The organism is Labrenzia sp. THAF82, from assembly GCF_009363435.1.
Taxonomy (GTDB): domain Bacteria; phylum Pseudomonadota; class Alphaproteobacteria; order Rhizobiales; family Stappiaceae; genus Roseibium; species Roseibium porphyridii.
Window position 1 is genome coordinate 3,355,444 of sequence record NZ_CP045354.1, and the last position, 26,221, is coordinate 3,381,664.

Below are 26,221 nucleotides of genomic sequence, written 5' to 3' on the forward strand. Positions count from 1 at the left end.
AAATATTTAAATTTTTAGAGAAAGTTAACTTCGCTTTATTTGCGGAGCCGAAAAACATTGTGTGATATGGAACACCTTATTCGTGCCATCCGGATGCCAATATTGTTGAGACATAATTCGTCTCAAGAGGGCTTTAGATTCTGGCAATCCGGTTGTGGTTACGTCCTGCCTTGCAAGACTTGTCGGCAAGGTGGTTCATGACGGTGCTTGAATGTGAATTCCTGATCAAAAGCAACGGTTCCGAGGGCTAAATGGTGGGCGTAAAACAAAACAACGCGAAAGCGGTGGTTGGCCGGAACAATCCGGTAACAAAGGCATTTCGTCCCGTCAAATCCGCCTTCTGGGGCGTTGCGATCGTCAGTTTCGTCATAAATATCTTGATGCTCACCGGGCCGGTGTTCATGCTTCAGGTGTATGACCGGGTGCTGGCAAGCGGTTCCGTCCCGACGCTCGTCGTCATCGGGGTTCTGGCCATTGTGCTCTACCTCTTTTATGGCCTCCTAGAGGGCGTTCGGAGCCGTATCCTGTCTCGTCTAGGCCAAAGGGTCGACGCGCGCCTGAGCGGGATTGTCTACAGAGTTTCCAATTCACTGCCTGTCAGGCTTGGAAAAAAGGCCGCCAAACTTCGCCCTGTTCAAGATTTGGATACCGTTCGACAGTTTCTGTCCGGTCCGGGTCCGGCTGCTATCTTCGATATTCCCTGGCTGCCACTTTATCTTGGCATCGTTTTTCTGTTTCACCCTCTTCTGGGTATCGTGGGCGCTGCCGGTGCGCTGATCATCACCATTTTGATTGGCTTGAACGAGCTTATGTCACGCGGCCCTTCGGAGGAGGCTGCCGGTCAGGCTGGAAAGCGGTCGGCTGAGGTCGAGATCGGTCAGCGGAACTCCGAAGTTGTCACAGCGATGGGAATGCAGAGCGCTCTGACATCGAAATGGGATGATCAGAACAACGAATATCTGTCGACACAGCGCCGTGCTGCGGATCGAACAGGTGTTTTCGGAACGGCGATCAAGACGATTAGGTTTGTTCTGCAGTCTGCGATATTGGGTGTCGGAGCCTGGCTTGCGATTCAACAGGAAATCACCCCAGGTGTCATGATTGCGGCCTCAATCATGACGTCCCGTGCGTTGTCGCCGATTGAACAGGCGGTTGCTCAATGGCGTGGGTTTGTCGCAAGCAGACAGGCGTTGAAACGCCTGCGGGAAGTCTTGCTGATTGCAGATGACGAACCTGAAAAGATGGATTTGCCGATTCCGACGCAAAAACTCACGGCAGAACAGGTCTTCTGCGGCCCGTTTGGTGAAGCCATGCCGTTTGTCCAAAATGTTTCACTTGAACTGTCCGCAGGTGACGGACTTGGAATCATCGGGCCTTCAGGCTCGGGCAAATCGACATTTGCACGCGCTCTTGTCGGGGCGACGCCATCCCTCAAAGGCGTCATCCGCTTTGACGGTTCAGAACTTGGTCAATGGCCGAGTGCGAAACGAGGCGATTTCATCGGCTATCTGCCACAGGATCTCCAGCTTTTTGATGGAACGATCGCAGATAACATCGCGCGCTTTGGTGCCGAGGCTTCGTCTGAAAAGATTATCGAAGCAGCCAAACTGGCAGATGTGCATGATCTGATCGTGAGCCTGCCAGAAGGCTATAACACCGTCATCGGGCGCAGCGGACGGTTGCTTTCTGCCGGACAAAGACAACGCATTGCGCTTGCGCGGGCGCTTTACGGAAACCCGTTCCTTGTGGTGCTCGACGAGCCGAATTCCAATCTCGACGCTGAAGGTGAGGGCGCTTTGACCAATGCCATCAAGGCGATGCGTGACAAGGGCTCGATTGTGGTTGTTATCGCGCATCGACCGAGTGCCATCGCGACGGTCGATAAGATTTTGTGCCTCAAGGAAGGCAAGATGGTCGGCTTCGGCCCCAAGGAAGACGTACTTAGACAAGTTGTGCAACCGGTTCCGCGCGTGCAGACCGGTATGGCTCCGGGACGGTGATCAATGGCTAATCAGAAAATCAATCAAACGACCGGAAACGCCCTGTCAGGCAATGCGGATGACATGTTGCGCAAAACAGTTCGCAATCATCTGCTGTTTGCCTTGTTCGTTGCGATCTTCGTGGTGGGGGGCATCGGAGCCTGGGCTACTTTTACCGAGATATCCGGCGCCGTTGTTTCTTCAGGAACCATTGTGGTTGAGAGCAATACCAAACAGGTCCAGCATCGTGAGGGTGGTATTGTTCGTCAGATCACGGTCAAGGATGGCGACATGGTCGAGGCTGGAGAACTTCTTCTCAGGCTGGACGATACCGTTACCCGCGCCAATCTGGCGGTGATCACCAAACAGCTGACGGAATTGACGGCGCAGGAGCTTCGCCTTGAGGCTGAGCGAGACGACAAAACCACAATCGACTGGCCGGAGGATCGCAAGGACAAGGTCGGCGATATTGAGCGCGGACAGCAGCTGCTTCTACAGGCAAGGCAGAATTCAAAGGAAGGCAGGAAAAACCAGCTTGAGGAGCAGATCCGGCAATTCAACAAGCAGACCCAGGGCTTGCAAGCCCAGGTCACGGCCAAGGATTCTGAAATTGAGCTGATTGATGAGGAACTCGGGGACCTTGACGGCCTTTTGAACAAGCAACTCGTCTCCAAGAGCCGCGTTACAGCGCTTCGAAGGGAAAAGGCCCGTCTTGCAGGCGAATACGGAGACCTGATCGCGCAGATCGCGCGAACTAAGGAATCAATCAGTGAGCGCCGCATCCAGATCCTGCAAATTGAGGAATCCTATCGTGCCGAGGTTCTGGAGCAGCTTCAGGAAGTACGTTCGCGCATTGCACAGCTGGAAGAGCAGAAGATCGCCGCTGAGGACGAACTCACCCGCGTTGCAATCATGGCGCCTATCAACGGCTTTGTACATCAGCTGTCAGTCCATACAATCGGCGGCGTGATCGCGCCGGGCGAGACCGTCATGCAGATCGTGCCGAGGGAAGATCAGTTGCTGGTTGAAGCGCAGGTTCGCCCTGTTGATATTGACCAGATGGCACCGGGACAAAGTGCAAGAGTACGCTTTCCGAGCTTTGACCAGAGAACCACGCCCGAGCTGAATGCGGAGCTTCTGACAGTGTCTGCTGACCTGACAGAGGATGAGCGCACAGGCAACAGCTACTACGTTGCAAGGATGGTGATTGACGACAAGGAACTGGATAAGCTCGGTACCCAGACGCTGGTTCCGGGAATGCCGGTTGAAACTTTCCTGCAAACAGGGGATCGGACTGTGCTGAGCTATCTGGTGAAACCGATTACAGACCAGATCGCCCACGCGATGCGCGAACGCTGATCCGACGTTTCAGAGTTTCAAGATTGGAACCATTGTGCCGGCTGTCTCGCCCAAAGCGTGCGGTGGCCGGACAATCAATGCACCGGATTGTGCGAGCAGGTTCAACATGGAACTGTCTTGTTTTGAAAAAGGTGTGGCAACCGCGCGGCCATTTTCGTCTTCAGACAAAGCTGCGCGGACATAGTCCTGCCTTCGGTCATTCTCTGGCAGGTCTGCGCCAAGTATAGCCTGTTGCGGCCTGGTTTGGTTCGGATTTTGACCAAGCATGGCCTGCAACAACGGTTTCAGGAACAAAAGTCCACACACCAGGCTGGAGACAGGATTGCCAGGGAGCCCGAGGACTTTTGTCTTGCCGAGGCGCCCGGCCATCAAGGGTTTTCCTGGTCGCATGGCGATGCGCCAGAAGGCCAAATCCATGCCTTCCTGGCCTAGGACATCCTGAACCAAATCATGGTCACCGACCGATGCTCCGCCAAGAGTGACGAGAATGTCCGCCTTGGCGTCCAGTGCCCTGCGTACATGTGTTGCCAGTTCAATCGGGTCGTCTCGTGAAATGCCGAGATCAAGGGGTGAGCCGCCGCAATCTTCGACCAGTGCGGCGATGCCAGCGTGATTTGAAGCGATGATCTGATCCGGGCCAGGATCCTGACCCGGGCGCACCAGTTCATCACCTGTTGCCAGTATCGCGACAACGGGTTTGCGGATGACAGGCACCTTCTCGTGGTTCATCGCTGCTGCCAGCGCAAGGTGCCGGTATGTGAGGCACAAAGGAGGAGACAACAAGACCTCACCCTTGGAAAAATCGAGGCCTGCTGGCCGAACGAAGGCCGATTTCTGCGGCAGTTCAAGCACAGTAATTCTGTTGCCTGTTCTTTCCGCATTTTCCTGAATGAGAATGGTGTCGGTTCCTTCAGGAACCGGTGCACCGGTAAAAATCCGCACGGCCTGGCCGCTCTGCACATTTCCGGTGAAACCGTGTCCAGCAGGCGCTTCCCCAATCACCTCAAGGACGGTCTTGTCGCTGGAGAGGTCGCTGTGACGGACGGCGTATCCATCCATGGCGGAAGCGGCAAAGGGGGGCTGATTTCGCGTGGAGACAAGAGGCTCGGCAAGAAAACGACCGTTTGCCTGATCGAGTGGAGTCTGAACAGTTTCTCTTGGTTCGACACCTTCGAGTAGGTTTTCAAGGGCCTCCGAGACGGGCATGAGGCTCATCAGGTGCCACCTTCGCTGCCGTCTTTTTCCAGCGTCCAATGACCCGACTTGCCACCGGCCTTTTCCACCAATCTGATATCTCCAATTACCATTCCCCGGTCGACTGCCTTGGCCATGTCGTAAATGGTCAGGCAGGTAACCGAGCAAGCGGTCAGAGCTTCCATCTCGACGCCGGTTTGTCCGCTGACTTTTGTTGTCGCTGTCACAAGAAGACCGGGCAGTTCTTCATCGACTTCGATATCAACAGCAACTTTGGACAACATCAGGGGATGACAAAGCGGCACGAGATCGTGAGTCTTTTTCGCAGCCATGATCCCGGCGACACGCGCTGTGCCGATCACATCACCTTTTTTGGCATTGCCAGATCGAATGAGTGCGAGCGTTTCGGCGCGCATGGTCACGCTTCCGCGCGCCACGGCAATTCTGTGGGTGCTTTCCTTGGTCGAGACATCCACCATGTTGGCTGCACCGGCCTCGTCCAGGTGCGTCAGTTTCGGGTCGTGACTGCTCATGGCCGGATCAAACCGCTTTTGACAGGGGTGAACGTTGGAGGAGGTCTTTTGTCGCTTGGGTCACATCATCCTGGCGCATCAGGCTTTCGCCGATCAGGAAAGTCGAAATCGCTACCTTGTTCATTCGGGCGAGATCATCAGAAGTGAACAACCCGGATTCGCCAACCACGATCCGGTCGTCCGGCACCTGTGGTGCCAGAGCCTCGCTGGTTTCAAGTTTTGTTTCGAAAGTCTTGAGGTTTCGGTTGTTGATACCGACCAGACGAGAAGTAAGCTTGAGCGCTCGTTCCAACTCCTCGGCATTGTGCACTTCAAGAAGAACATCCATGCCAAGTTCGAATGCTGTGTCTTCGAGCGCTTTTGCCGTTTCGTCATCGACCGACGCCAGAATGACTAGGATACAATCACCGCCCCAGGCCCGGGCTTCGTGGACCTGGTAGGTGTCGTACAAAAAGTCCTTGCGCAGCGCGGGCAGGGAAACAGCCGAGCGCGCAGCAGTCAAGAATTCCGGTTTTCCCTGAAATGACGGGGTGTCAGTCAGAACTGACAGGCAGGCTGCCCCGCCGTCTTCATATGCTTTCGCAAGTGCTGGCGGATCAAAGTCGGCACGAATGAGACCCTTGGAGGGACTGGCCTTCTTTATTTCTGCAATCAGGGCATAGTCGCCAGCCGAGTGCCTGGTTTCGATCGCCTTCAAAAAGCCCCGCGGGGCCTCGATGTCAGCGCAGCGTGCCTTCAGGTCAGCCAGGGAGACATGGGCCTTGGCTGCTGCGATTTCTTCGCGTTTGTAGGCTTCAATTTTTTGCAGGATATCGGCCATGATTTACCCGTTTGAAGCAGCAACCAGCTTTTCAAGTGTGTCGGCCGCTGTGCCGCTGTCGATGGATTCTGCTGCCATATCGGCACCCTGTTTGAGATCATCGACCTTGTCAGCAACTATCAGGGAGGCAGCAGCATTAAAAAGAACTATGTCGCGATATGCATTTTTTGCACCCGCCAGCACCTCGCGTAGAGCCCTGGCATTTTCGGCTGGCAGACCACCTTTGAGATCTTCCATTCTTGCGATTGGCAAACCTGCATCTTCCGGAGAAATCTCAAAAGACCGGACACTTCCCGCCTTGAGTTCACTGACAAACGTCTTGCCGGTGGTGGTGATCTCGTCCATCCCGTCCGAGCCGTGAACGACCCATGCCTTTTCCGAGCCGAGTTCGTTCAGGGACTGTGCGACAGGTTCAACCCATTTGTGCGCAAATACACCGACCATTTGGCGATTGACGCCCGCGGGGTTCGACAAAGGACCAAGCAAGTTGAAGATCGTTCTTGTTCCAAGTTCCATGCGGGTAGGACCCACATGTTTCATCGCTGCATGATGAAGCGGCGCGAACATGAAGCCTATGCCAGCCTTGCGAATGCACTCTGAGATCTGTTCAGGCGCAATGTCGATATTCACGCCGAGTTCTGAAAGCGCTTCGGCAGCACCGGACTTGGAGGAAAGGGACCGGTTCCCGTGCTTGGCAACCGGCACGCCGCAACCGGCCACAACAATCGCCGTGCACGTTGAGATGTTGTAACTTCCGGAACTGTCACCACCTGTGCCAACGATATCTATGGCATTGTCTGGCGCATTGACGGGCAGCATCTTGGCGCGCATCGTCGCAACCGCACCTGTAACTTCGGCAATGCTTTCACCGCGTACGCGGAGTGCCATCAGGAAACCACCCAATTGGGAAGGTGTGGCGGATCCGGAGAGGATGACTTCAAAGGCCTCGCGTGCGTCTTTTGGGCTCAGTGTTTCGCCGTCAGCCACACTTGCGATGATGTCCTTGAAATTGGTCATGTCGTCAAATCCGCCAGTGCCGAAAGTCAGTGCTGCTGCTGCGTCAGTCCGATCACCTGGGAAATTCCGACATTGTTGATTTCAACGCCCGACTTTCTTTCCTGATCGGAGATGAACTGACCTAACAGCGTTTCCTGGATCTGCTGCGACAGCTGAGAACCGAGTGCTGCAGCTTCCGGTGAATCGGCCTCAAGCTCCGGGCGAGACGTTGCCGTGACTTTCAAGACCACCCGGCTATTGCCATCCGCCGAAGCTGTGGTTGCAGCACTTCCTTCTGGTCCATTGAACACAGCCGTGATTGCTTCCTGCCCCAGATCTCCCAACGGGTTGTTTCGTCTGAGGTCATCTGCTGTCTTGACCTCAAGCCCCATTTCCGTGGCAAGGTTTGCCAGAGGTGTTCCGCTTTCAGCCTTCGCGAGAGACGCATCGGCAGCTTCACCAAGCCGCTTTGCCATCTCATCCCGTTTCCAGCTGGCAATGGCGTCTTCTCGGACTTCATCAAGCGTTCTATCGCGCGCAGGAATAACCTTTGTGACTTCGTACCAAAGGAAACCCTGGTTTCCGAGCTGGATGACGTCGTTTTCAATGCCGATGTCACTGTCGAATGCACCGGACACGAGGCCGTCAGTTTCGGTCAACTCCACTGTTGAACCTGACATGGACAGGCCACTGGCATCGAAGGCTTCAGGAGACTTCACCTGAAGCGAGAAACGCTCTCCGACTTCGTCTAGCAGTGCGCCACCTGCGCGGGCATCTTCGATTTCATCTAGGAGGTCCAGAATTTCACGCTCAGCCTGTTCTGATGCCAGCTCTGTGACAATGGTGTCACGAACTTCTTCGAAGGGCTGCACGTCTTCCGGCAGAATTTCTTCAACGTTCAGCACAACTGTCGAGAACCGACCGTCGACTGCGCCACTCGTTTCTCCTTCTGCAAGAGAAAAGGCAGTATCGCCGAGCGTTTCGTCCAGAAAGTCAGCTCTGGCCATTTCACCAAGGGAAACATCGTTGTTCGTCAGATTGCGCTCAGTCATGAGATCGTCAAAGGTCTTGCCGCCTTGCAGTTCAGCTGCTGCTTCCTCAGCTGCTTCCTGAGAAGGGAACGACATTTGCCTGACCCGTCGGCGTTCGGGCTGCGAAAAGTCTTCTTTCCGGCGCTCATACTCGGCAAGAGCATCTTCTTCGACAATGTCGCCCGGTCTGGAAAGAGCCTCGGGGGTCAGTTCGAGCATCTTGATTTCACGATATTCCGGTGCTTTGAAATTCGCCTTGTTGTCTTCAAAGTAGGTTGAGAGATCCCCGTCAGCGGGGTCCTCAATCTCTCCGATATAGTCGGCCGTGATCAAAAGATACTCAGCGTTGCGGCTTTCGCTCTGGTAAGCGTTCAACGCCTCCAGGTAGGCAACTGGTGCCTTCATGCTTCCAGCGATGCCTTCGGCGAGTTGGCTGCGTTCCGCAATATGACGGCGCTGGACGACATATTCGTCTTCTGTATACCCGTTGCTTTGAAGCACTTGTTGCAATCGGGTGCGATCATAGCGTCCGCTTGAGCTTTGGAACGCCGGATCAGACTGAATGATTGTCGCTAGGCGCTCGTCCGATACGCTCAACTTCAATTCATTCGCTGCATTGTTCATCGCAGCTTCCGCGACCAACCTGCCGAGAGACTGCTGCGGGATGCCAAGTGCAGCTCCCTCGCTGGGTGTCAGCGGACGGCCAAGCTGTTGACCGAAACGGTTGAGATCCTGACGGTATGTGCGATCGAAATCGAGGAGGGAGACTTCCGTGTCACCAACTCTTGCCGCAGTGTTTTGGCCGAAGCCCTGCAAGAAGTCGGTTACACCCCAGATGGCGAAGCTAAAGATCAGCAAGGCGATGAATATTTTGGCAATCCATGTGCCAGCGCCCTTGCGCAGCGCGTCGAGCATGACGTCTCCCGTATTCTTGTCATTCCAGCAGCCGAACAGCAGGCTGATTATGGGACCGGCTTCAGCCGGAGCGGGCGGATCATAATGAGGTCATGTCGCCGCCGCAAGGCGGTGACGCGTAACTTCAACGCAGATTTGATTTTGCTGGGCAGGTGTGGATTGCAACATTGGGATGCTTCTGCTCTATAGGCGGCAAATTCTTGACATGCCTTGGGAGAAAAACACTATGAGCGCAGCGATCAAGCCGCTGGTGGCCGGAAACTGGAAAATGAATGGCCTGAAGGCCAGTCAGGCCGAGTTCTACAAGATGGTGGTTGGTATCTCCGACGAGGTTGCCGACACCGTTGACGCGATGATTTGCGCCCCTTCGACGCTCACCGCCCTGTTGGCCGAGAAAGCCGGTAAAGGGCCGCTCGCAATCGGCGGGCAGGATTGCCACACCGCTGCTTCTGGCGCCCATACCGGAGACATTTCTGCTGAAATGCTGGCCGATGCAGGCGCGAGCGCTGTGATTGTCGGGCACTCGGAGCGCCGCACGGATCATGGTGAAAGCGACGCAATCGTAAATGCCAAAGCACAGGCGGCTTGGCGTGCCGGTCTGATTGCAATCATTTGCGTGGGAGAAACAGAGGCTGAACGGAAAGCCGGGAACGCGGTATCGATTGTCGAAGGCCAGCTGAATGCATCCATTCCGGACGGTGCGACAGCTGAAAACACTGTCGTCGCCTATGAACCGGTCTGGGCGATCGGTACCGGATTGACGCCGACTGCTGCGGATGTGGCAGAAATGCACAAGGCAATGCGGGTCAATTTGGAAGGACGACTGGGAAGCGAAGGACAGGCGATGCGCCTGCTTTATGGCGGTTCAGTCAAACCGGCAAACGCAAGAGAACTCATGTCTGTCGACAATGTAAATGGGGCGCTTGTAGGGGGAGCCAGCCTTAAGGCCGATGACTTGTTGGGTATCCTGGCTGCCTATTCGTGATCGGCAAGGTCTTGACGCTTCTGTGTTCAAGACGCAATTGAAGGGTGGAAAGCCACCTCGGTCTGGTGTAGAAGGCCGCCAAACTTGAATTCAATACAGAATGGCACTCGATGGAAACCGTAGTCATCGTAATACACCTTATGGTCGTCCTGGCCCTGGTGCTTGTTGTCCTCCTTCAGCGCTCGGAAGGCGGAGCGCTTGGTATTGGCGGCGGTGGCGGCGGTGGCGGCCTGATGTCAAGCCGCGGCACGGCGAACATACTGACCAGGGCAACTGCAATCCTGGCGGTGGCGTTTTTCGCAACGTCCCTGGCGCTTAGCCTGATTGCAAAAAACGAAGACAGCCCGGCGTCAATCCTGGATGCCGCTCCGGCTGCGATCGATGGTGCACCAGCTGTTCAAGATGGGGATACCCAAAATGGATCAGGCGGTATTCTTGATGATCTTCAGGGTCTAAGCCCACCCTCAGGCCCACAGGTGCCGACCGCGCAATAAGGCGGTTCTGAAGGCTCAACGGCCTTTCATCCAACAGATGCCCTGCGGCTGATCTCGCAGGGCATTTTTATGTGTTAAGAACGCAACTCCCGAGTGGCCAAAGCGCCCTCGGCAAGGATATGGTATTGATCCATGGCGCGATACATCTTCATCACTGGCGGCGTGGTTTCCTCGCTTGGAAAAGGTCTTGCATCAGCGGCACTGGGCGCATTGCTTCAGGCCCGTGGATACAAGGTACGTCTTCGTAAACTCGACCCTTATCTCAACGTTGATCCGGGAACGATGAGTCCGTACCAGCACGGAGAATGCTTCGTGACTGATGACGGCGCGGAGACGGATCTCGATCTCGGTCACTATGAACGCTTTACCGGGCGTCCGGCCAATCAGCAGGATAACATTACCACCGGGCGCATTTATCAGGATATCATTGCCAAGGAACGTCGCGGTGACTATCTGGGCGGCACGGTACAGGTGATCCCGCATGTTACCGATGCCATCAAGAACTTCGTTGTGACCGGCAACGAAGACTACGACTTCGTTCTCGTGGAGATTGGCGGCACCGTTGGAGACATCGAGGGATTGCCGTTCTTTGAAGCAATCCGACAGCTCGGCAACGACCTGCCACGCGGGGACGTTGTCTATGTTCACCTGACTTTGATGCCTTACATACCGAGTGCCGGCGAAATGAAAACCAAGCCGACTCAGCACTCGGTGAAGGAATTGCGTTCAATCGGCATTCAGCCGGACATCTTGATGATTCGCTGTGATCGGCCCATTCCCGAGACAGAGAAGCGAAAACTCTCCTTGTTCTGTAACGTGCGGGAAAGCGCGGTCATTCCAGCCTATGACGTCAAGTCGATCTACGATGTTCCAATCGCGTATCATAAAGAGGGGCTCGACAGTGAAGTGCTGGCGGCCTTTGGCCTGAAAGGTGCTCCGGCTCCAGTGCTTGATCGTTGGGAAGGTATCTCGGAAGCCGTCGCAAACCCTGAGGGCGAGGTCAAAATAGCGATCGTCGGCAAATACACCGTTCTGAAAGACGCTTACAAATCGCTGATTGAAGCTCTTGTTCACGGTGGAATAGCCAATCGTGTCAAAGTGGAACTTGAATGGATCGAATCGGAGATTTTCGAGAAAGAGGACCCAAGTCCCTATCTGGAAGGTGTCCACGGCATTCTGGTGCCCGGTGGCTTCGGCGAACGCGGCGCTGAAGGCAAGATTGCGGCCGCCAACTACGCCCGGACTAGAAACATCCCTTATTTCGGTATCTGTTTCGGGATGCAGATGGCCGTTTTGGAAGCCGCTCGCAACCTTGCCGGAATTAAGAACGCCAATTCCACTGAATTCGGACCAGCAAAGGAACCGGTCGTTGGTTTGATGACGGAATGGACCAAGGGCAACGAAAAGGAGACCCGCGTTGCCGATGGTGACCTGGGTGGCACGATGCGACTTGGTGCTTATCCTGCCGCATTGAAGGCGGGATCGAAAATTGCTGAGATTTATGAAACGACCGTGATTTCAGAGCGTCATCGTCATCGCTATGAGGTCAATATCGGCTACCGCGAGCGCCTTGAAGACTGCGGTCTGATCTTTGCCGGGACATCCCCGGACGGGGTGTTGCCGGAGACCGTTGAAATTGATGATCATCCTTGGTTCATCGGTGTGCAATACCACCCGGAGCTCAAGTCTAGACCCTTCGAACCTCATCCGCTTTTTGCTTCGTTTGTCGGTGCTGCGGTTCAGCAGAGTCGTCTGGTCTGATTGAACGTTCAACCCGAAGGAATGGCCATGGTGCGCGGTCTTGATCATATCGTCGTCGCAGTAAAAGATCTTGATGCAGCCGGTCGTGCTTATGCCGAGCTTGGTTTTACGGTGACGCCCGAGAACCGACACCCTTGGGGTACGGCAAATCGGCTGATTCAGGTTGATGGCTTCTTTATCGAGTTGTTGAGTGTGGCTGACGCGAGCCTTATTGAGGAGCCAGCAGTAAAACACTTTTCATTTGGCGCTTTCAATCGGGACTTTCTGTCGCAAAGAGAAGGGGCCAGCATGCTGGTCCTGGAAAGCAAGGGTGCTGCGGAAGACCGTGATGCGTTCTTGAAGTCAGGTCTCGACCTCTATGAACCGTTTTCTTTTGAACGCACAGCTCATCTGAAAGACGGGTCCACAGCATCTGTCGCCTTCGACTTGACGATCTTGAACAATCCGCTCTCTCCACAGATCGGCTATTTTACGTGTTTCAACAAATACCCCGAGAACTTCTGGAAACAAGATTTTCAGACGCATGCAAACGGCGCGCGCACAGTGCAAACTGTTTATATGCTTGCCGAAGATCCGTCGGATCATCATGAATTTCTGGGCGCTTTTGCTGGGCAACGCGAGATGCGGGCCACCAGTCTTGGATTGGAGTTGGAGACGCCTCGGGGAAAGGTGTTTGTGATCAGCCCCGCAGGATACAAATCGCTTGTCGGAGAAGCCGCCGCCAATGCCGTTGTCGGTGATCTGCCGCTTTTGGTTGCATTGGAGTTTGAATGTGACTGCCTTGATGCGACCAGGATCGTTCCCGCCAATGAACTCTTCGGTCTCACGATTGTGCTAAAGCCGGCCAAAGAGCATAAGTAGTGCCGACTGAAGTCTAGTCCGCAGCTTTCAAAGACAACTCACCGAGTTGAAAACCTGACGCAATTTATCGTGTGCGTGAACAGGCGCGACCAGAATAATCTCTTGTTGAATCAACAAGTCCTTTTATAGTGAAGTTCGATCGTGCGCCTCGGCCTCAAGGGTCTGACAGCGGAGCTTCATGAATGGCCATTTTTCATTTTTCCTCTTTTCACCGTTCAATTGCTATTGCCGGAGTCACTGCCATTTTTCTGGCAGGTTGCTCGGACAGCTCTCAGCAGACGGAAGCACCTGCGGCACCACCACCCGCAGTCACTGTTGCAAAGGTAACATCGCAGGATGTACGCGAAAGCGCGCGTTTTGTTGGACAAATCGCGGCCGTCGATCAGGTCGACCTGATTGCGCGTGTCAGCGGATTTCTGGAAGACAAATCAGTCCCGGACGGCTCTGTCGTGAAACAGGACGATCTGTTGTTCACAATCGAAAAAGCGCAATACGAAGCGGAGCTGACAAAGGCCAAGGCCGACGTGGCGAGCGCCAAAGCCGATTCGGCCCTGAAGGCTGCGGATGAAAAGCGTGACAAGGACTTGTTGGAGAAGGGGCACGTTTCTGAGGCCGCTTATGAGGCAACACTTGCGCAAAAGCAGCAAGCCGAAGCTTCAGTTGAGGCTGCTCAATCCGCTCTTCAGCAGGCCGAACTCAATTTGAGCTATACGAATGTTTCCGCGCCGTTTCCCGGCCAGATCGGCAAATCGACATATAGCGTCGGCGAAGTCGTTGGTCCGACAACGCAGCCGCTCGCAAAGCTCATCCGGCTCGCGCCCGTCTATGTGAATTTTTCGGTGTCAGAAGCGCAGTATCTGGACGCGGTGAAAACACATGGCATCAAACCGGCAGACATCAGCCCGGATGAGTCGCCAGACATAAGTCTGGTTCTCCCTAATGGGGAGACATACGGAGAGAAGGGCAAGATTGTCTATATCGACAATCAGGTAGACCCAACCACCGGGACTATATCGTTCAGAGGCCAATTCCAGAACGAGGACGTGCGCCTGTTGGCAGGAACCTATGTCACCGTTGTGCTTGAAGCTCCCAAAACGGAAACCGCGCTAGTTGTTCCGCAGGCCGCCATTCAGCGCGATCAGCAAGGTGCTTTTGCGCTTGCCGTTACCTCCGACAAGAAGGTCGAGCAAAAATATGTAGAGCTCGGGCAGCAAATCGAAACAAATTTTGTGGTGACCAAAGGACTGGCGGAAGGTGATGAGGTTATCATCGAAGGCTTGCAGAAAGTCAGGCCCGGTGTCGAGGTAACCCCCGACCTTGCAGCCAAGCCGGCGGAGCAAAGCTAAATGTTTTCAAAATTTTTCATCTACCGGCCAAAATTTGCGCTGGTTATTTCAATTGTGATTACGATCGCCGGGATCCTGGGTTATCTGGCGCTTCCTGTTGAACAGTTTCCGAATATTACGCCGCCAGTCGTCAACGTATCGGCGACTTATACTGGAGCGAACGCTGAAGTTCTTGAAGAAACGGTAGCTGCGCCGATCGAGGGGCAGGTCAATGGCGTCGACGACATGATTTACATGCAGTCGACCAGCAACGACAGCGGCAACTATTCCTTGAACGTGACATTCAATGTCGGAACGGACCCGGACATTGCGACAGTCAATACTCAGAACCGTGTGAGCCAGGCGACCAGCCAGCTGCCGAGCGAAGTTACAGCCAATGGCGTGACGGTTCAGAAGGCCAGCACAAACATGTTGCTGGTTGTTACGTTGTATTCGCCGAAAGGCACATATGACGAAGTTTTTCTGTCAAACTATGCCTCGATCAACCTGAAGGATGCGCTTGCGCGCGTCCAAGGCGTTGGCCGCGCAGATGTCATGACAGACTTTGCCTACGGTATGCGGATCTGGCTCGATCCAGACAAGCTGACAAGCCTTGGCATGACACCGACAGATTTTATCAACGCGGTTCGTGACCAGAACATTCAGGTTGCCGCGGGTCAGATCGGAGCGCCACCGGTTCCTGATGGGCAGCAGTTTCAGTACACAATCAAGGCCAAGGGCCGATTGTCGACACCTGAAGAGTTTGAAGAGATTGTGCTTCGAACCGGCGACGACGGGGCCACTGTCACGATTGGTGATGTCGCTCGTGTCGAACTCGGAGCGCAATTCTATAATGCCTCCGGTGAATTCAACGGACAGCCGTCCACCGTTCTTGCAATCTATCAGGCACCGGGCGCTAACGCTTTGCAGGTGGCCGAAGATGTCTTGAAACGGCTGGATAGTCTGTCTGAAACATTTCCTCCCGACATGGCCTATGGCGTGCCGTTCAACACGACCGACTTTGTCCAGGCATCCCTGGATGACGTGATCGCGACACTCTTTCTGACCTTCCTGCTGGTTGTCTCGGTCGTATTTGTGTTCCTTGGCAATTGGCGGGCGACGATCATTCCCACTGTTGCCATCCCGGTTTCGCTGATCGGAACGTTTGCGGTGCTGCTTGCGCTCGGCATGTCACTCAATACCATTTCGCTGTTCGCTCTGGTTCTCGCGATTGGTATCGTTGTTGATGATGCGATCGTTGTCGTGGAGAACGTGGAACGTATCATTGCAGATGAAGGATTGCCGCCCAAGGAAGCAACAGCAAAGGCCATGGAACAGATCACCAGTCCGGTGATTGCCACCACCTTGGTTCTGCTAGCTGTTTTCGTGCCTACAATCTTCATGCCCGGAATTACAGGTCGGCTCTATTCGCAGTTTGCGGTTACGATTTCCGTGTCTGTCGTGATCTCGTCGATCAACGCCTTGACCCTGTCTCCTGCGCTTTGCGGCCTTATCCTCAAAGCCCGTTCTGGTCCGCCGCGCGGCATCATGGGAATGTTCGACCGAGGCATTACATCGATCAGAGATGGTTATACCGCAATCGTACGCAGGCTTGTGCGTGTTGCATTTGTCGGCGTTGCGATTGTTGCCGGTGTGATAGCGGTTATTGTCACGCTCGGCGGAACATTGCCTCAAGGTTTTCTGCCATCGGAAGACCAGGGGTACCTCATGGTCGATGTGCAGCTGCCGGACGGTGCTTCGCTCCAACGCACCGAGAGCGTTACTGAGCGTGTTGTTGAGCTGACATCAAACACCCCTGGAGTTGAAAACGTCGTGATCGTGAACGGGTTTTCTATCCTGAACGGCGCGACCTCTTCGAATGCAGCGCTCGTCATTGCAACGATGAGCAACTGGGAAGACCGGCAACAGCCGGATCTCAAGATCGATGCAATCCTTGGAAAATTCTGGGCAGAGTTTTCGACGATCCCAGGCGCAAACATCATCGCCTTCAATCCGCCTCCCATTCCAGGCCTAGGTACGACCGGCGGTGTCCAGATGATGTTGCAGCAGACCGCGGACGGAACTCCTCAGGATCTCGCGTCTGCAGTGGGTTCTATGGTCTACTCGGCCAACCAAAGTGCGGACATCGCGCGCGCATATTCAACCTTCAGGGCGAACGTGCCACAAGTGTTCGTTGACCTTGATCGGCAGAAGGCCAAGACCCTCGGTATCAACGTCTCCGATGTCTTTACGACGTTGCAGGCTTATCTTGGATCCTACTATATCAACGACTTCAATATCTTTGGCCGCGTTTACAAGGTCATGATCCAGGCTGAGGGTCAGTTTCGAGACCGTGTTGAAGATATCGGCGCGCTTTATGTGCGCACCGACGAAGGAACGATGGTGCCAATGCGCAGCATCCTGACAACGCAGAACGTCCTCGGCCCTCAGATCCTGACGCGCTACAATATGTTCCGCTCTGCTGCCGTGATGGCTGATCCGGCTCCCGGTGCATCGACGGGCGTGGTCATCAACGAGGTTCAGACCGCTGCTCAGGAAGCCTTGCCACCCGGATATACCTATGAATGGACGGGCACCGCACTCCAGCAGCTAGGGTCTGGCAACATTGTGATGTTCATTCTCATGTTGTCGGTACTTTTCACCTATTTGTTCCTGGTTGCTCAGTACGAGAGCTGGACGATGCCGGTCGCCATTTTGATGTCGGTCTCATTTGCAATTCTTGGTGCCCTGGTTGCGGTTTTTGTGACGGGCGGAGACGTCAACCTCTATACGCAGATCGGAATGATCATGCTTGTGGGGATGGGGGCCAAGAATGCGATTCTGATTGTCGAATTCGCAATGGAACAACGTGACAGCGGTAAAGGTATTCGCGATGCGGCTGTTGAGGCGGCGCATTTGCGCTTTCGCGCCGTCATGATGACCGCTCTGTCGTTCCTGCTGGGTGTTGTGCCGTTGATGACGGCTTCAAGTGCCGGTGCGGCAAGCCAGAAAGCCATCGGGTTTGCGGTGTTTGGCGGAATGCTGTTTGCAACCTCGATTGGTGTTCTCTTGATCCCAATTCTTTATGTGAGCCTGCAGACGCTCCGTGAGAAGGTGAAAAGCCTCTTGGGAGGCGAAACGCACATTCAGAAGGAAAATCCGGTCGGATAGGTCCGGATTTTCAGCTTTCTTGCTTATCGAAGTCTTAAGCGCCAATACATGGAACCAACCAAGCAATTGGTTCGTTTCTTAAGGGGGCTTGAGCGAGATCAGAACCGGCTCAGCATTGAAGGGCCGACAGACTTGCAAGTGTATTCAGGAAACACAAAAAAGCAGCGCGTCAGCGTTGACGCATCGCGCTGGCAAAAATCCATTTGTATTTTGGCGGAGCTTGCTAAGTCGTTGGAAATATTGGTGAGCCGACAGGGGTTCGAACCCTGGACCTACTGATTAAAAGTCAGTTGCTCTACCAGCTGAGCTATCGGCTCTCACCAATTTCCGGTGCAACAACAGCGTCTGCGTTCGTCGCCGCCGCGTTGGTGGCGTGTGTTTAGGCCGACAAAGAGGACATTGCAAGAGGCAATTTTGATTTTTTCAACAGCCTCGAAAAAAACATAGCGAATGCTGTTTGAACGGCGAATAAACGCTCATGAGAACTCAAACGGGAAAGAGTTTTTAAATAAAAACAAAAACTAATAGTGATGTAAAATTGCAAATACATACAATCATTTCAAATACAATTTAAATGCTAATCAAGTAGATTCAAATTTAAGAAAATAATGATCATTCTCCTGCAAAAACTGTCAGGTGGCGCAATAAAGCTTTGTGGGGTAACGTCTTTGAGCACTTGAGAGGTTACATGCAATCAACAACTATGGACACACACACGAGCTCGGTGGAGTTCGATTTCGTGAAAGGGCACATCGCTGCAACGATGACCTTGATTCACGGACTGATTGATCAAGGCTTGATAGACAGACAACAGCTGGATGCATTTTTCGCGTCTTTCGTCGGGGATCTCCCCCATAGCCGTGAAACGCTTGGTTTGCGATTGATCCTCGATCAGTGGCGCCAGGGTTTGAGAGACGGTGCAGATCAGGAGACTCTGGAAGGGCAGCTGTTCGAAGTCATTAATGGAGGGAAGGCAAACTAGACGTACGAATGTGACCGGCCTTGGGTTGGGGGCCGGAGCATGTTCCTTAAGGGAAATGCTGGGTTACAATGAGGCGCTTGAGCGCCTTTTTTGTTGAATATCGTAAAGTGCTTTAGTCCAACCTCACCAGACAAGCTGAACTGGTCAGAAATCATTTGGTTTGGTATTCGTTGCCAAACAAAAGGTGCGAGCTTGCCGAGGAGTTGGGTTCATCTATTCTGTTTCTACAAAACCAGGGTCAAGAAGCGGTTTTTTATCTTCTTGTCTAGCCGTTGTCACAATCGCAGCTGCCTTGACCACGGCCAATAGCCCGGCTTCGGGCGCTGAACAATCTTTCGTCACGATCGGCACCGCCGGAGTAACCGGCGTATATTACCCTTCTGGTGGAGCGACCTGCAGGATCGTCAATCTGAGTCGTCATGATCATGGTGTTAGGTGCTCGGCTGAAACCACGCTTGGTTCAATCTCCAACATTGATCAGTTGAGGGAAGGGAACCTTGATTTTGGCTATGTACAGTCGGATTGGGCGCACCACGCCTATCACGGGACTTCCGTCTTTGCTTCTTCCGAACCGTTCGAGGATCTTCGGACCGTTTTCTCGTTACATCCCGAAGTTGCCACCATCGTTGTGAAGCGAAATTCAGACTATAGGCAGTTCGATGACTTGAAAGGGGCTCGGATTAATATAGGTAGCAGCGGTTCCGGTTCGGCTGCTTCCTGGTCCGCAATTGTTCGTCGGATAGGTTGGGCAGAGGAAGACCAAGGAAACCTCTCAAATCTGAGGACATCGCAATTAGCCGACGCGCTTTGCACAGGCTCAATTGATGCATATTTCATGTTAATTGGTCATCCGGCGGCGTTGATTGAAGAAACACAGCAGCTTTGCGGTGTCAGGCTGCTCGGTATCGAGAGTTCTGCAGTCGAAGCCCTGCTTCAACAGTCACCCTATTACAAAAGGGCCGTCATTCCCGCCGAAACCTATGGCAATGAAAAAGCAATCGACTCGTTCGGTGTTGTTGCGACTTTTACGACATCGGCGAAGATGCCGGAAAAAATCGTCAGAACTCTTGTGAAAGCGGTCTACGAGAACTTTGATGGTTTCAAGGATCTTCACCCGGCGCTTGGGGCACTGAGTGCGAACGATATGACCGATTTTGGCGAAGCAGCGCCGCTACATCCTGGCGCATTGCACTTCTTCCAGGAACAGGGCTTATTGCCGTCAGAATCGACATCAGCCGATTGAGAAGCGGTCACCTCGCTAAAAGGTGAGTGGCTTTTGTCTTTTTGCAAACCGCCTCTCCAGTTAAACAGGTTTGAAGATAAAACAACCCGGCTGCGGTCGGAACTCAATGCAATCTAAGCCGGAAACCTAGATGATCCAGGATGTGACAATAGTTGGCGCCGCATTGGCAGGTGTCCTGTCATTCGTCTCTCCATGTGTGCTGCCTCTCGTGCCTCCCTATCTCGGTTTTCTTGCCGGAGTTTCGCTTGAAGAGCTCACAGGTGAAGATGAGGACAAGCATAGTGCGACCCGCCGAGTTTTTTTCAGCGCGTTGATTTTTGTGCTCGGATTTTCGACCGTATTTGTACTGTTAGGCGCAACAGCAAGTTTTCTTGGTCAGTTTATCCGGGCCTATCTTGACTACCTCGGATACATCGCGGGCGTCGCAATCATCATCATGGGTCTTCACTTTCTTGGGGTGTTTCGGATCGGTCTTCTGTATCGAGAAGCAAGAGTGCACGTTGATAGAAAGCCCGCGGGCCCGTTAGGTGCTTATGTCATCGGGCTAGCTTTCGGATTTGGCTGGACGCCGTGCGTCGGTCCGATCCTTGCCGCTATCCTGTTTGTGGCGGGCACTGAGGATACCGTCGGTCAGGGAGCGCTTCTTTTGAGTGCTTATGCAGTCGGACTGGGCGTTCCGTTCCTGATCGCAGCCCTTTTCGCAGGCCCGTTCCTCAATTTCATGAAACGCTTCCGCAAGCATATGGGGGCGGTGGAAAAAGCCATGGGTGGTGTGCTTGTATTAACCGGGGTGCTGTTTTTGACCGGACAAATGGCCGTATTCTCATATTGGCTACTGGAGACATTTCCAGCGTTTCAGTACATCGGATAAGACAAAAGCAACTCTTGGAATTGTGACGGGTGGGTCGAGAAACCAAGTTTGGGCGCTGCCGATCTCGGTTCACCACGTTCCGTTCAAGAAACGACTTGTTCCTAGAACGCAGTGTCCCTGAATTCGGCTGCTGCAATCAAAGGCTCACCGGCATAAAGGGCAGGGTGGCACAAGCTTGTTACGTCCAGCAAATGTAGGCAGGCGACAGCTGCATCGGCGGCATTTCCAAAAGGTCCGACAAGAAGGGCGACACCGCCTTCAGCGACTTGCCTGTTCGTGAGAAGTGGGCGTAGATCTCTCATGCGTTCTTCGTTCTGCTCTTTAAAGTCGGCCCAGGCTTTCGCGGCAGCAGCGATGCTGCTGTAGTGACCGATCACCGCACCGAAATCACTGCGTTTGATCTGGTTTTCACCACCTCCACGCAATCTTCCTGCTGCGCTCGACGGAGATATGATTGTGGGTTTGGCGCGGGTTTGTGTCGGATTGGCATCAAATGGAGCAGCTGGAGGCGTTGTTTGTTCAGGCAGGGTATCTATTGCCTGGGTTGGTATTGAACCGGTCACGATTGGACCGGGTTCAACTTCCGGCAATTGCACGATCCGAACAGGCTCCTGGTTTTCGACATTTGCGACTGGATCGCCGGTCGGGGTGCCTTGGGGTGTGTGAATTGCAATTCGGCGAGGTGGGACGTTTTTCTGCGTGTTTTCCCGATTGTTGCCGGTCAGTATTTCTTTTTCAGGCTTTGACCCCACGGCGAAGCTCGGTTTGCCTGGGACCGCTGCCTGAGAGTCCGTTGTGCTTTGCAGGTCAGGTTTCGCCCTCGTGATGACGACACCCGGTACAGGTTCAATGCTTGCGTCGCCTTGTGCTTTTGATTGGGCAGCGTCGGAAAGCTTTGCAACCGCCACCTGCTTCTCCAGAGCCGCTATTCGCTGAGAATACGCCATATTCTGTTCGGTCAACGCGCTGAGCCTCCGGCGAAGGCCGACAATTTCGCGTTGAAGAACTTCAATTTGGCTTTGATTCAGATTAACCGCATCAAAATCCAGCCTGTTTGGCGGCACCTGGAGGATTTCCACCGGAATGCGCCCAGATGTGGGGATCGACGCAGTTGTCTCGATATCGCCTGCGGGTGGGAGCACCAGGCCGGACGTTACCAGCGATCCTGAGGATCGATTAGGAGTGTCACCACCGAACTGATAGGAGGCAACTCCAATTGTTCCCATGATAACCGCAATGAATGCCCAGGAAAGCAGCCCGACGCGCGAAGGCGTGAAGGTTTCACGGATGGTATCCTTGAATGTTTTTTGTTCCTGAGGCTTTGCCAATTACCCGGTTTCCCGATCGCGAATAACGAATCTCACTGAGAATAACGTATCAGGTGCTAATTATGGTTAACGGACAGCAAACGGAAATGGTGCTTAAGTCAGATCTTTCAATGTTCTGTGGATCGGGGCATATAAAGACCGATTCCACCTGATCGTCACATGCCTTCAAAAATGGGACTTCCATGACAACGCGCAGCTGCCTCTCAATTGTCCTTGCCGCCGGCCTTGGCACACGCATGAAGTCTGATTTGCCAAAGGTGATGCATGAAATCGGTGGCCTGCCGATGGTTGGGCATGTCTTAAAAACGTTGCAACAAGCCGGTTCTGACAGAATTTCAGTGGTCACCGGCCCTGATATGCCACAGCTTGAAGAGCTCGTTTATCGACTAGCATCAACAGCTCGTTGTTATGTCCAGCATGAAAGGCTTGGAACGGCGCATGCTGTTTTGTCGGCTAAACCTGCATTGGAAATCGAAGCCGATGATGTCGTCGTGGTTTTCGGGGACACGCCTCTGGTGACCGCTTCGACAATCATGAAGGTTCGTCAGGCTTTGCAATTAGGTGCTGATGTCGCCGTTCTGGGGTTCAGATCTGCAAATCCGTTTGGATATGGCCGTTTGCTCATCAAAGACGGGCAACTGATCGCCATTCGCGAGGAAAAGGACGCGAGTGAAGAAGAACGCAAGATCACAGTCTGTAACTCAGGAATAATGGGTTTTGCAGGCAAGCATGCCTTGTCGCTGCTACAGGCGATCGGAAATAATAACGCAAAGAACGAGTTTTACCTCACAGATGCGGTTGAATTTGCAAATACGCGCGGTTTGAAAGTCGTGGCGGTCACCGGTTCAGAGACCGAAACCCAAGGGATCAACACGCGTCTTCAGCTTGCATCTTGCGAAGCCGATTTCCAGAAACGAATGCGCAAGGAAGCGCTCGAGAAAGGCTGCACGCTTCTTGCACCTCACACAGTGTTCTTTTCGCACGACACTGATCTCGAAACCGGGGTCATTGTCGAACAGAATGTCGTTTTTGCAACTGGGGTGAAAGTGGCGAAAGGGGCAAAAATCCGAGCATTCAGCCATCTAGAAGGGGCCACTGTCGGAGCTGACAGTATCGTTGGGCCTTATGCCCGCTTGCGTCCAGGTGCTGTGCTTGGAACAGATACGCGTGTCGGGAATTTTGTTGAGGTGAAGAACGCTACATTCGGTTCCGGCGCAAAGGCCAACCATCTCAGTTACATCGGCGATGCCAGTGTTGGATCAAAATCCAATATAGGCGCGGGAACAATAACTTGTAACTACGATGGTTACCTCAAGCACAGAACAGAGATTGGTGCCGGAAGTTTTGTCGGATCCAACTCAACGCTTGTTGCTCCTGTCAAGCTCGGCAACGGCGCTTTTGTGTCAGCTGGAAGCGTGATCACCGACGATGTTTCGAGAGATTCGCTTGTCTTTGGCCGGTCGAAGCAAACCGAAAAACCCGGACGGGCGAAAAAGCTTCGTGAAGAATTGCAGGCAGCCAAGGATGCAAAATCCTGATGGTTTTCTGGCTTTAGGCAATTGCTTGTCACGTTCTGAAACAGGGTTTGATTTCAGTCCCTGAGGCTCAGTCGTCTAAAGCAATGCAATCAGACAAATCAGGTTTTTAAGGCATTTCTCATGTGTGGCATTGTCGGCATTCTGGGCGATATTGAAGCAGCTCCCCGGATCATAGATTCCCTGAAAAGGCTGGAATATCGTGGCTATGACTCTGCCGGCGTGGCAACGCTGGTCGAAGGAAAGATCGTGCGCCGTCGTGCGGAAGGCAAACTGCGCAATTTGGAAAATTCCCTCGAAAATGCGCCGCTTTCTGGGACATCCGGGATAGGGCACACGCGATGGGCAACGCATGGAGCGCCCACGGTGTCAAATGCCCATCCGCATCAGGCTGGCGCTGTCTCGGTTGTTCACAACGGCATTATTGAAAACTATCTCGATTTACGGGACGAAATTGTTGCCGCCGGAGCCATTCTGGATACTGAGACAGACACGGAAGTTGTCGCCCATCTCCTCAATATTGCACTGGCTGAAGGGATGTCTCCCAAAGAAGCCGTAGCCCACGTGCTGCCTAGATTGAAGGGAGCCTTCGCTCTCGCCCTTCTTTTTGAAGGCGAGGAGAACTTGCTGATTGGTGCGCGCAAGGGGTCGCCATTGGCCATTGGTCATGGTGAAGGAGAAATGTTTTTAGGCTCTGACGCGATCGCGCTTTCGCCTTTCACGGACCGCATCACTTATCTGGAAGAGGGTGATTGGGCTGTTGTGACCCGTTCGGGTGCCGAGATCTTTGACCAGGACAACAACAAAGTAATTCGCCCTGAATCCAGGTCTTCAGTGACGTCCAGCCTGATGGACAAGGGCAACTACAAGCATTTTATGGCCAAGGAAATTCACGAACAGCCAGAAGTGCTTGGTCATACACTGTCTCGGTACTTTGATTATTCTGCAAAGACAGCGAGAGTTGATGGCGCGCAAGCACTCAAATTCAAAGACCTTTCCAGGTTGATCGTGACAGCTTGCGGAACCGCATATCTGGCTGGCCTTGTTGCCAAATACTGGTTTGAGAAATACGCGCGTCTTCCAGTCGAAATCGATATAGCAAGCGAGTTTCGGTACCGGGAAACTCCTGTCGGAGAGCGGGATACAGCGCTTTTCATCTCGCAGTCCGGGGAAACGGCCGACACACTTGCTTCGCTGAGGTATTGCAAAGAGCACGGGGCTGCAATCGGGGCCATCGTCAATGTTCCAGAAAGCACGATCGCGCGCGAAGCTGACATGGTCTTTCCAACAATCGCAGGCCCGGAAATTGGCGTGGCGTCAACAAAGGCTTTCACGTGCCAACTTGCTGTTCTTGCTGCGCTTGCGCTTCAGGCTGGCCGGGAACGCGGGGTGCTTTCACTTGAAAGCGAACGTTCACTCGTTGCAGAGCTGACGGAAGTACCGAGCCTTGCGCTGAAGGCACTTGGATTGGAAGCCGATATTGAAAGGCTCTCGCAACCTCTTTCGAAAGCCAACAATGCGCTTTATCTCGGACGGGCAACAAATTTCCCGCTTGCTTTGGAGGGCGCGCTCAAACTCAAGGAACTTTCCTATATCCACGCGGAAGGTTATGCGGCGGGTGAGTTGAAGCACGGGCCCATCGCGTTAATCGATGAGAACATGCCTGTCTTCGTTATTGCTCCATATGATGGAATTTACGAAAAGACTGTTTCCAATATGCAGGAAGTTGCCGCGCGCGGTGGTAACATTGTGCTCATTACAGACCAGCGCGGCGCACGAGAATGCGGGAATGCAGCGCAAAATACCGTCGTTCTGCCGGATATGTCGGATATTGTTGCGCCGATCATATATGCCTTGCCGGTACAGCTCATTGCCTACCACACTGCGGTTTTCATGGGTACGGATGTCGATCAGCCTCGAAACCTCGCCAAATCGGTGACAGTGGAATAGCCAATGACTTCATCTCTGGAACCAAGCATCAGGCATTTTGAGGAAAGCTTTCGGCACGATGTCATCGGCCTTTGGGAAAAGTGCGGTTTGACGAGGGCCTGGAATGATCCAAACAAAGATATCGATCGAAAGCTGACTGACAAGAACGGGGCATTTTTTGTTTTGCTCTTGGGAAATCAGCTCATTGGTTCGGTTATGGCCAGCTACGACGGTCACCGAGGTTCAATCTACTATCTAAGCGTGGACCCTGACCATCAATCGTCCGGTCTCGGCAAATTGCTGATGGATCACTGCGAGACATTTCTTCAAGAGCTCGGATGTCCCAAAATTAACCTGTTTGTACGTCGTGGAAACGAGCAGGTTCTGCAGTTTTATGAAAAACTTGGATATGCGGAAGATCAGGCAGTTCCGCTCGGAAAACGGCTCATTCCGGACAACTGATGCCGTTCAAGTTTCTGGTTGCTCTTTGACCTGACGAGGCTTTGGGTCCGAAGGTCGGCTCAGCACATAAGTTGCGCATCCGATCATGAAGAGGCCGACCAGGACAGCCAGCCAGGCAGATGGTTGGGCCGTATAGAAAAACATTCCATAGCCGAATGTCATGCCTGCTACCGCAATTGCCTTGGATTTACGACCAATGGCGCCGTGTTCTCGCCAGGCAACGACCGGTGGTCCGAACACCGGGTGATTTAAGATCCTGGTTTCAAGCGCGGGAGACGACCGTGCGAAACAGGCTGCTGCCAGAATGAAGAAGATCGTGCTTGGAAGGAGCGGTAGAAATGCACCGACAATTCCGAGCCCAACACAGCCGGTTCCCAACAGTTTGAACGTGGCTCGCCGCAACGCTGCCTCCGAATTCGGCAATTTTGGGGTATATCGCCGAAAAAT

The 26,221-nt window shown here is 53.5% G+C and carries 21 protein-coding genes and 1 tRNA gene; 14 read left to right on the top strand and 8 right to left on the bottom strand.

Translation table 11 applies throughout. The annotated features are described in order from the left end of the window. Positions 1-251 precede the first annotated feature (251 nt). Together FIV00_RS15735 and FIV00_RS15740 are read left to right on the top strand one after the other, a co-directional pair. Positions 252-2,000 (top strand): type I secretion system permease/ATPase, encoded by a 1,749-nt coding sequence (locus tag FIV00_RS15735; protein ID WP_152501629.1) that lies wholly within the window; start codon positions 252-254, stop codon positions 1,998-2,000. 3 nt (positions 2,001-2,003) lie between these two features. Further along, positions 2,004-3,338 (top strand): HlyD family type I secretion periplasmic adaptor subunit, encoded by a 1,335-nt coding sequence (locus tag FIV00_RS15740; protein WP_152501630.1) that lies wholly within the window; start codon positions 2,004-2,006, stop codon positions 3,336-3,338. A gap of 9 nt (positions 3,339-3,347) precedes the next feature. On the opposite strand, the gene glp is transcribed toward FIV00_RS15740, so the two are convergent. From glp to FIV00_RS15765, 5 genes are read right to left on the bottom strand one after another with little or no spacing between them, the layout of a single operon-like run. Beyond that, positions 3,348-4,553 (bottom strand): gephyrin-like molybdotransferase Glp, encoded by a 1,206-nt coding sequence (gene glp / locus FIV00_RS15745; protein WP_152501631.1) that lies wholly within the window; start codon positions 4,551-4,553, stop codon positions 3,348-3,350. After that, positions 4,553-5,065 carry a cyclic pyranopterin monophosphate synthase MoaC gene (moaC, locus tag FIV00_RS15750; protein ID WP_152501632.1) on the bottom strand — a complete coding sequence of 171 codons (513 nt, stop codon included), beginning with the start codon at positions 5,063-5,065 and terminating at the stop codon, positions 4,553-4,555. Before moaC ends, glp begins: the two co-directional genes overlap by 1 nt. Positions 5,066-5,072: 7 nt before the next feature. After that, entirely contained in the window at positions 5,073-5,885 is an 813-nt protein-coding gene (gene trpC, locus FIV00_RS15755) for an indole-3-glycerol phosphate synthase TrpC (RefSeq protein WP_152501633.1), read from the bottom strand. A gap of 3 nt (positions 5,886-5,888) precedes the next feature. Next, positions 5,889-6,902, bottom strand: coding sequence for an anthranilate phosphoribosyltransferase (trpD, locus tag FIV00_RS15760; protein WP_152501634.1), 1,014 nt, complete (start codon positions 6,900-6,902; stop codon positions 5,889-5,891). Positions 6,903-6,928: 26 nt separating this feature from the next. Continuing rightward, a complete protein-coding gene (locus tag FIV00_RS15765) occupies positions 6,929-8,827 on the bottom strand; it encodes a SurA N-terminal domain-containing protein (RefSeq protein ID WP_152501635.1) in 1,899 nt (632 codons plus the stop codon). 226 nt (positions 8,828-9,053) lie between these two features. On the opposite strand from FIV00_RS15765, the gene tpiA reads away from it, so the two are divergent. From tpiA to FIV00_RS15795, 6 genes are all read left to right on the top strand, one after another. Further along, entirely contained in the window at positions 9,054-9,812 is a 759-nt protein-coding gene (gene tpiA / locus FIV00_RS15770; RefSeq protein ID WP_152501636.1) for a triose-phosphate isomerase, read from the top strand. Between the two features lie 110 nt (positions 9,813-9,922). Next, on the top strand, positions 9,923-10,306 hold the full coding sequence (gene secG, locus FIV00_RS15775) for a preprotein translocase subunit SecG (protein ID WP_152501637.1): 384 nt from the start codon (positions 9,923-9,925) through the stop codon (positions 10,304-10,306). Positions 10,307-10,438: 132 nt separating this feature from the next. Continuing rightward, positions 10,439-12,067, top strand: coding sequence for a CTP synthase (locus FIV00_RS15780; protein ID WP_152501638.1), 1,629 nt, complete (start codon positions 10,439-10,441; stop codon positions 12,065-12,067). 27 nt (positions 12,068-12,094) lie between these two features. Further along, positions 12,095-12,928, top strand: coding sequence for a VOC family protein (locus FIV00_RS15785; RefSeq protein WP_152501639.1), 834 nt, complete (start codon positions 12,095-12,097; stop codon positions 12,926-12,928). Between the two features lie 182 nt (positions 12,929-13,110). Beyond that, positions 13,111-14,274, top strand: coding sequence for an efflux RND transporter periplasmic adaptor subunit (locus FIV00_RS15790; RefSeq protein WP_152501640.1), 1,164 nt, complete (start codon positions 13,111-13,113; stop codon positions 14,272-14,274). Then, complete coding sequence (locus FIV00_RS15795; protein ID WP_152501641.1) at positions 14,275-17,424, top strand: efflux RND transporter permease subunit; 3,150 nt, start codon at positions 14,275-14,277, stop codon at positions 17,422-17,424. It abuts the gene before it with no gap. Between the two features lie 241 nt (positions 17,425-17,665). On the opposite strand, the gene FIV00_RS15800 is transcribed toward FIV00_RS15795, so the two are convergent. Next, positions 17,666-17,741, bottom strand: a tRNA-Lys gene (locus FIV00_RS15800). Between the two features lie 371 nt (positions 17,742-18,112). Here FIV00_RS15800 and FIV00_RS15805 point away from each other — a divergent pair. The 3 genes from FIV00_RS15805 to FIV00_RS15815 all read left to right on the top strand — a co-directional run bounded on the left by FIV00_RS15805 (position 18,113) and on the right by FIV00_RS15815 (position 20,520). Further along, positions 18,113-18,406: a hypothetical protein gene (locus FIV00_RS15805; RefSeq protein WP_152501642.1), complete on the top strand. Its 294-nt coding sequence runs from the start codon at positions 18,113-18,115 to the stop codon at positions 18,404-18,406. A 292-nt stretch (positions 18,407-18,698) separates the two neighbouring features. Beyond that, positions 18,699-19,649: a TAXI family TRAP transporter solute-binding subunit gene (locus FIV00_RS15810; RefSeq protein WP_209006565.1), complete on the top strand. Its 951-nt coding sequence runs from the start codon at positions 18,699-18,701 to the stop codon at positions 19,647-19,649. A gap of 130 nt (positions 19,650-19,779) precedes the next feature. After that, a complete protein-coding gene (locus FIV00_RS15815; protein ID WP_152501643.1) occupies positions 19,780-20,520 on the top strand; it encodes a cytochrome c biogenesis CcdA family protein in 741 nt (246 codons plus the stop codon). A 101-nt stretch (positions 20,521-20,621) separates the two neighbouring features. Here FIV00_RS15815 and FIV00_RS15820 read toward each other — a convergent pair whose 3' ends face one another. Continuing rightward, positions 20,622-21,848, bottom strand: coding sequence for a hypothetical protein (locus FIV00_RS15820; RefSeq protein WP_152501644.1), 1,227 nt, complete (start codon positions 21,846-21,848; stop codon positions 20,622-20,624). A 182-nt stretch (positions 21,849-22,030) separates the two neighbouring features. Here FIV00_RS15820 and glmU point away from each other — a divergent pair, with 182 nt between their 5' ends. From glmU to FIV00_RS15835, 3 genes are all read left to right on the top strand, one after another. Beyond that, positions 22,031-23,386: a bifunctional UDP-N-acetylglucosamine diphosphorylase/glucosamine-1-phosphate N-acetyltransferase GlmU gene (glmU, locus tag FIV00_RS15825; protein ID WP_152501645.1), complete on the top strand. Its 1,356-nt coding sequence runs from the start codon at positions 22,031-22,033 to the stop codon at positions 23,384-23,386. A gap of 120 nt (positions 23,387-23,506) precedes the next feature. Then, entirely contained in the window at positions 23,507-25,333 is a 1,827-nt protein-coding gene (glmS, locus tag FIV00_RS15830; RefSeq protein WP_152501646.1) for a glutamine--fructose-6-phosphate transaminase (isomerizing), read from the top strand. Between the two features lie 3 nt (positions 25,334-25,336). Continuing rightward, the gene (locus tag FIV00_RS15835) at positions 25,337-25,774 is read left to right on the top strand and encodes a GNAT family acetyltransferase (RefSeq protein WP_152501647.1); all 438 of its coding nucleotides are present in this window, start codon (positions 25,337-25,339) and stop codon (positions 25,772-25,774) included. Positions 25,775-25,780: 6 nt separating this feature from the next. Here FIV00_RS15835 and FIV00_RS15840 read toward each other — a convergent pair whose 3' ends face one another. Further along, complete coding sequence (locus tag FIV00_RS15840) at positions 25,781-26,176, bottom strand: YbaN family protein (RefSeq protein ID WP_209006566.1); 396 nt, start codon at positions 26,174-26,176, stop codon at positions 25,781-25,783. Positions 26,177-26,221 lie beyond the last annotated feature (45 nt).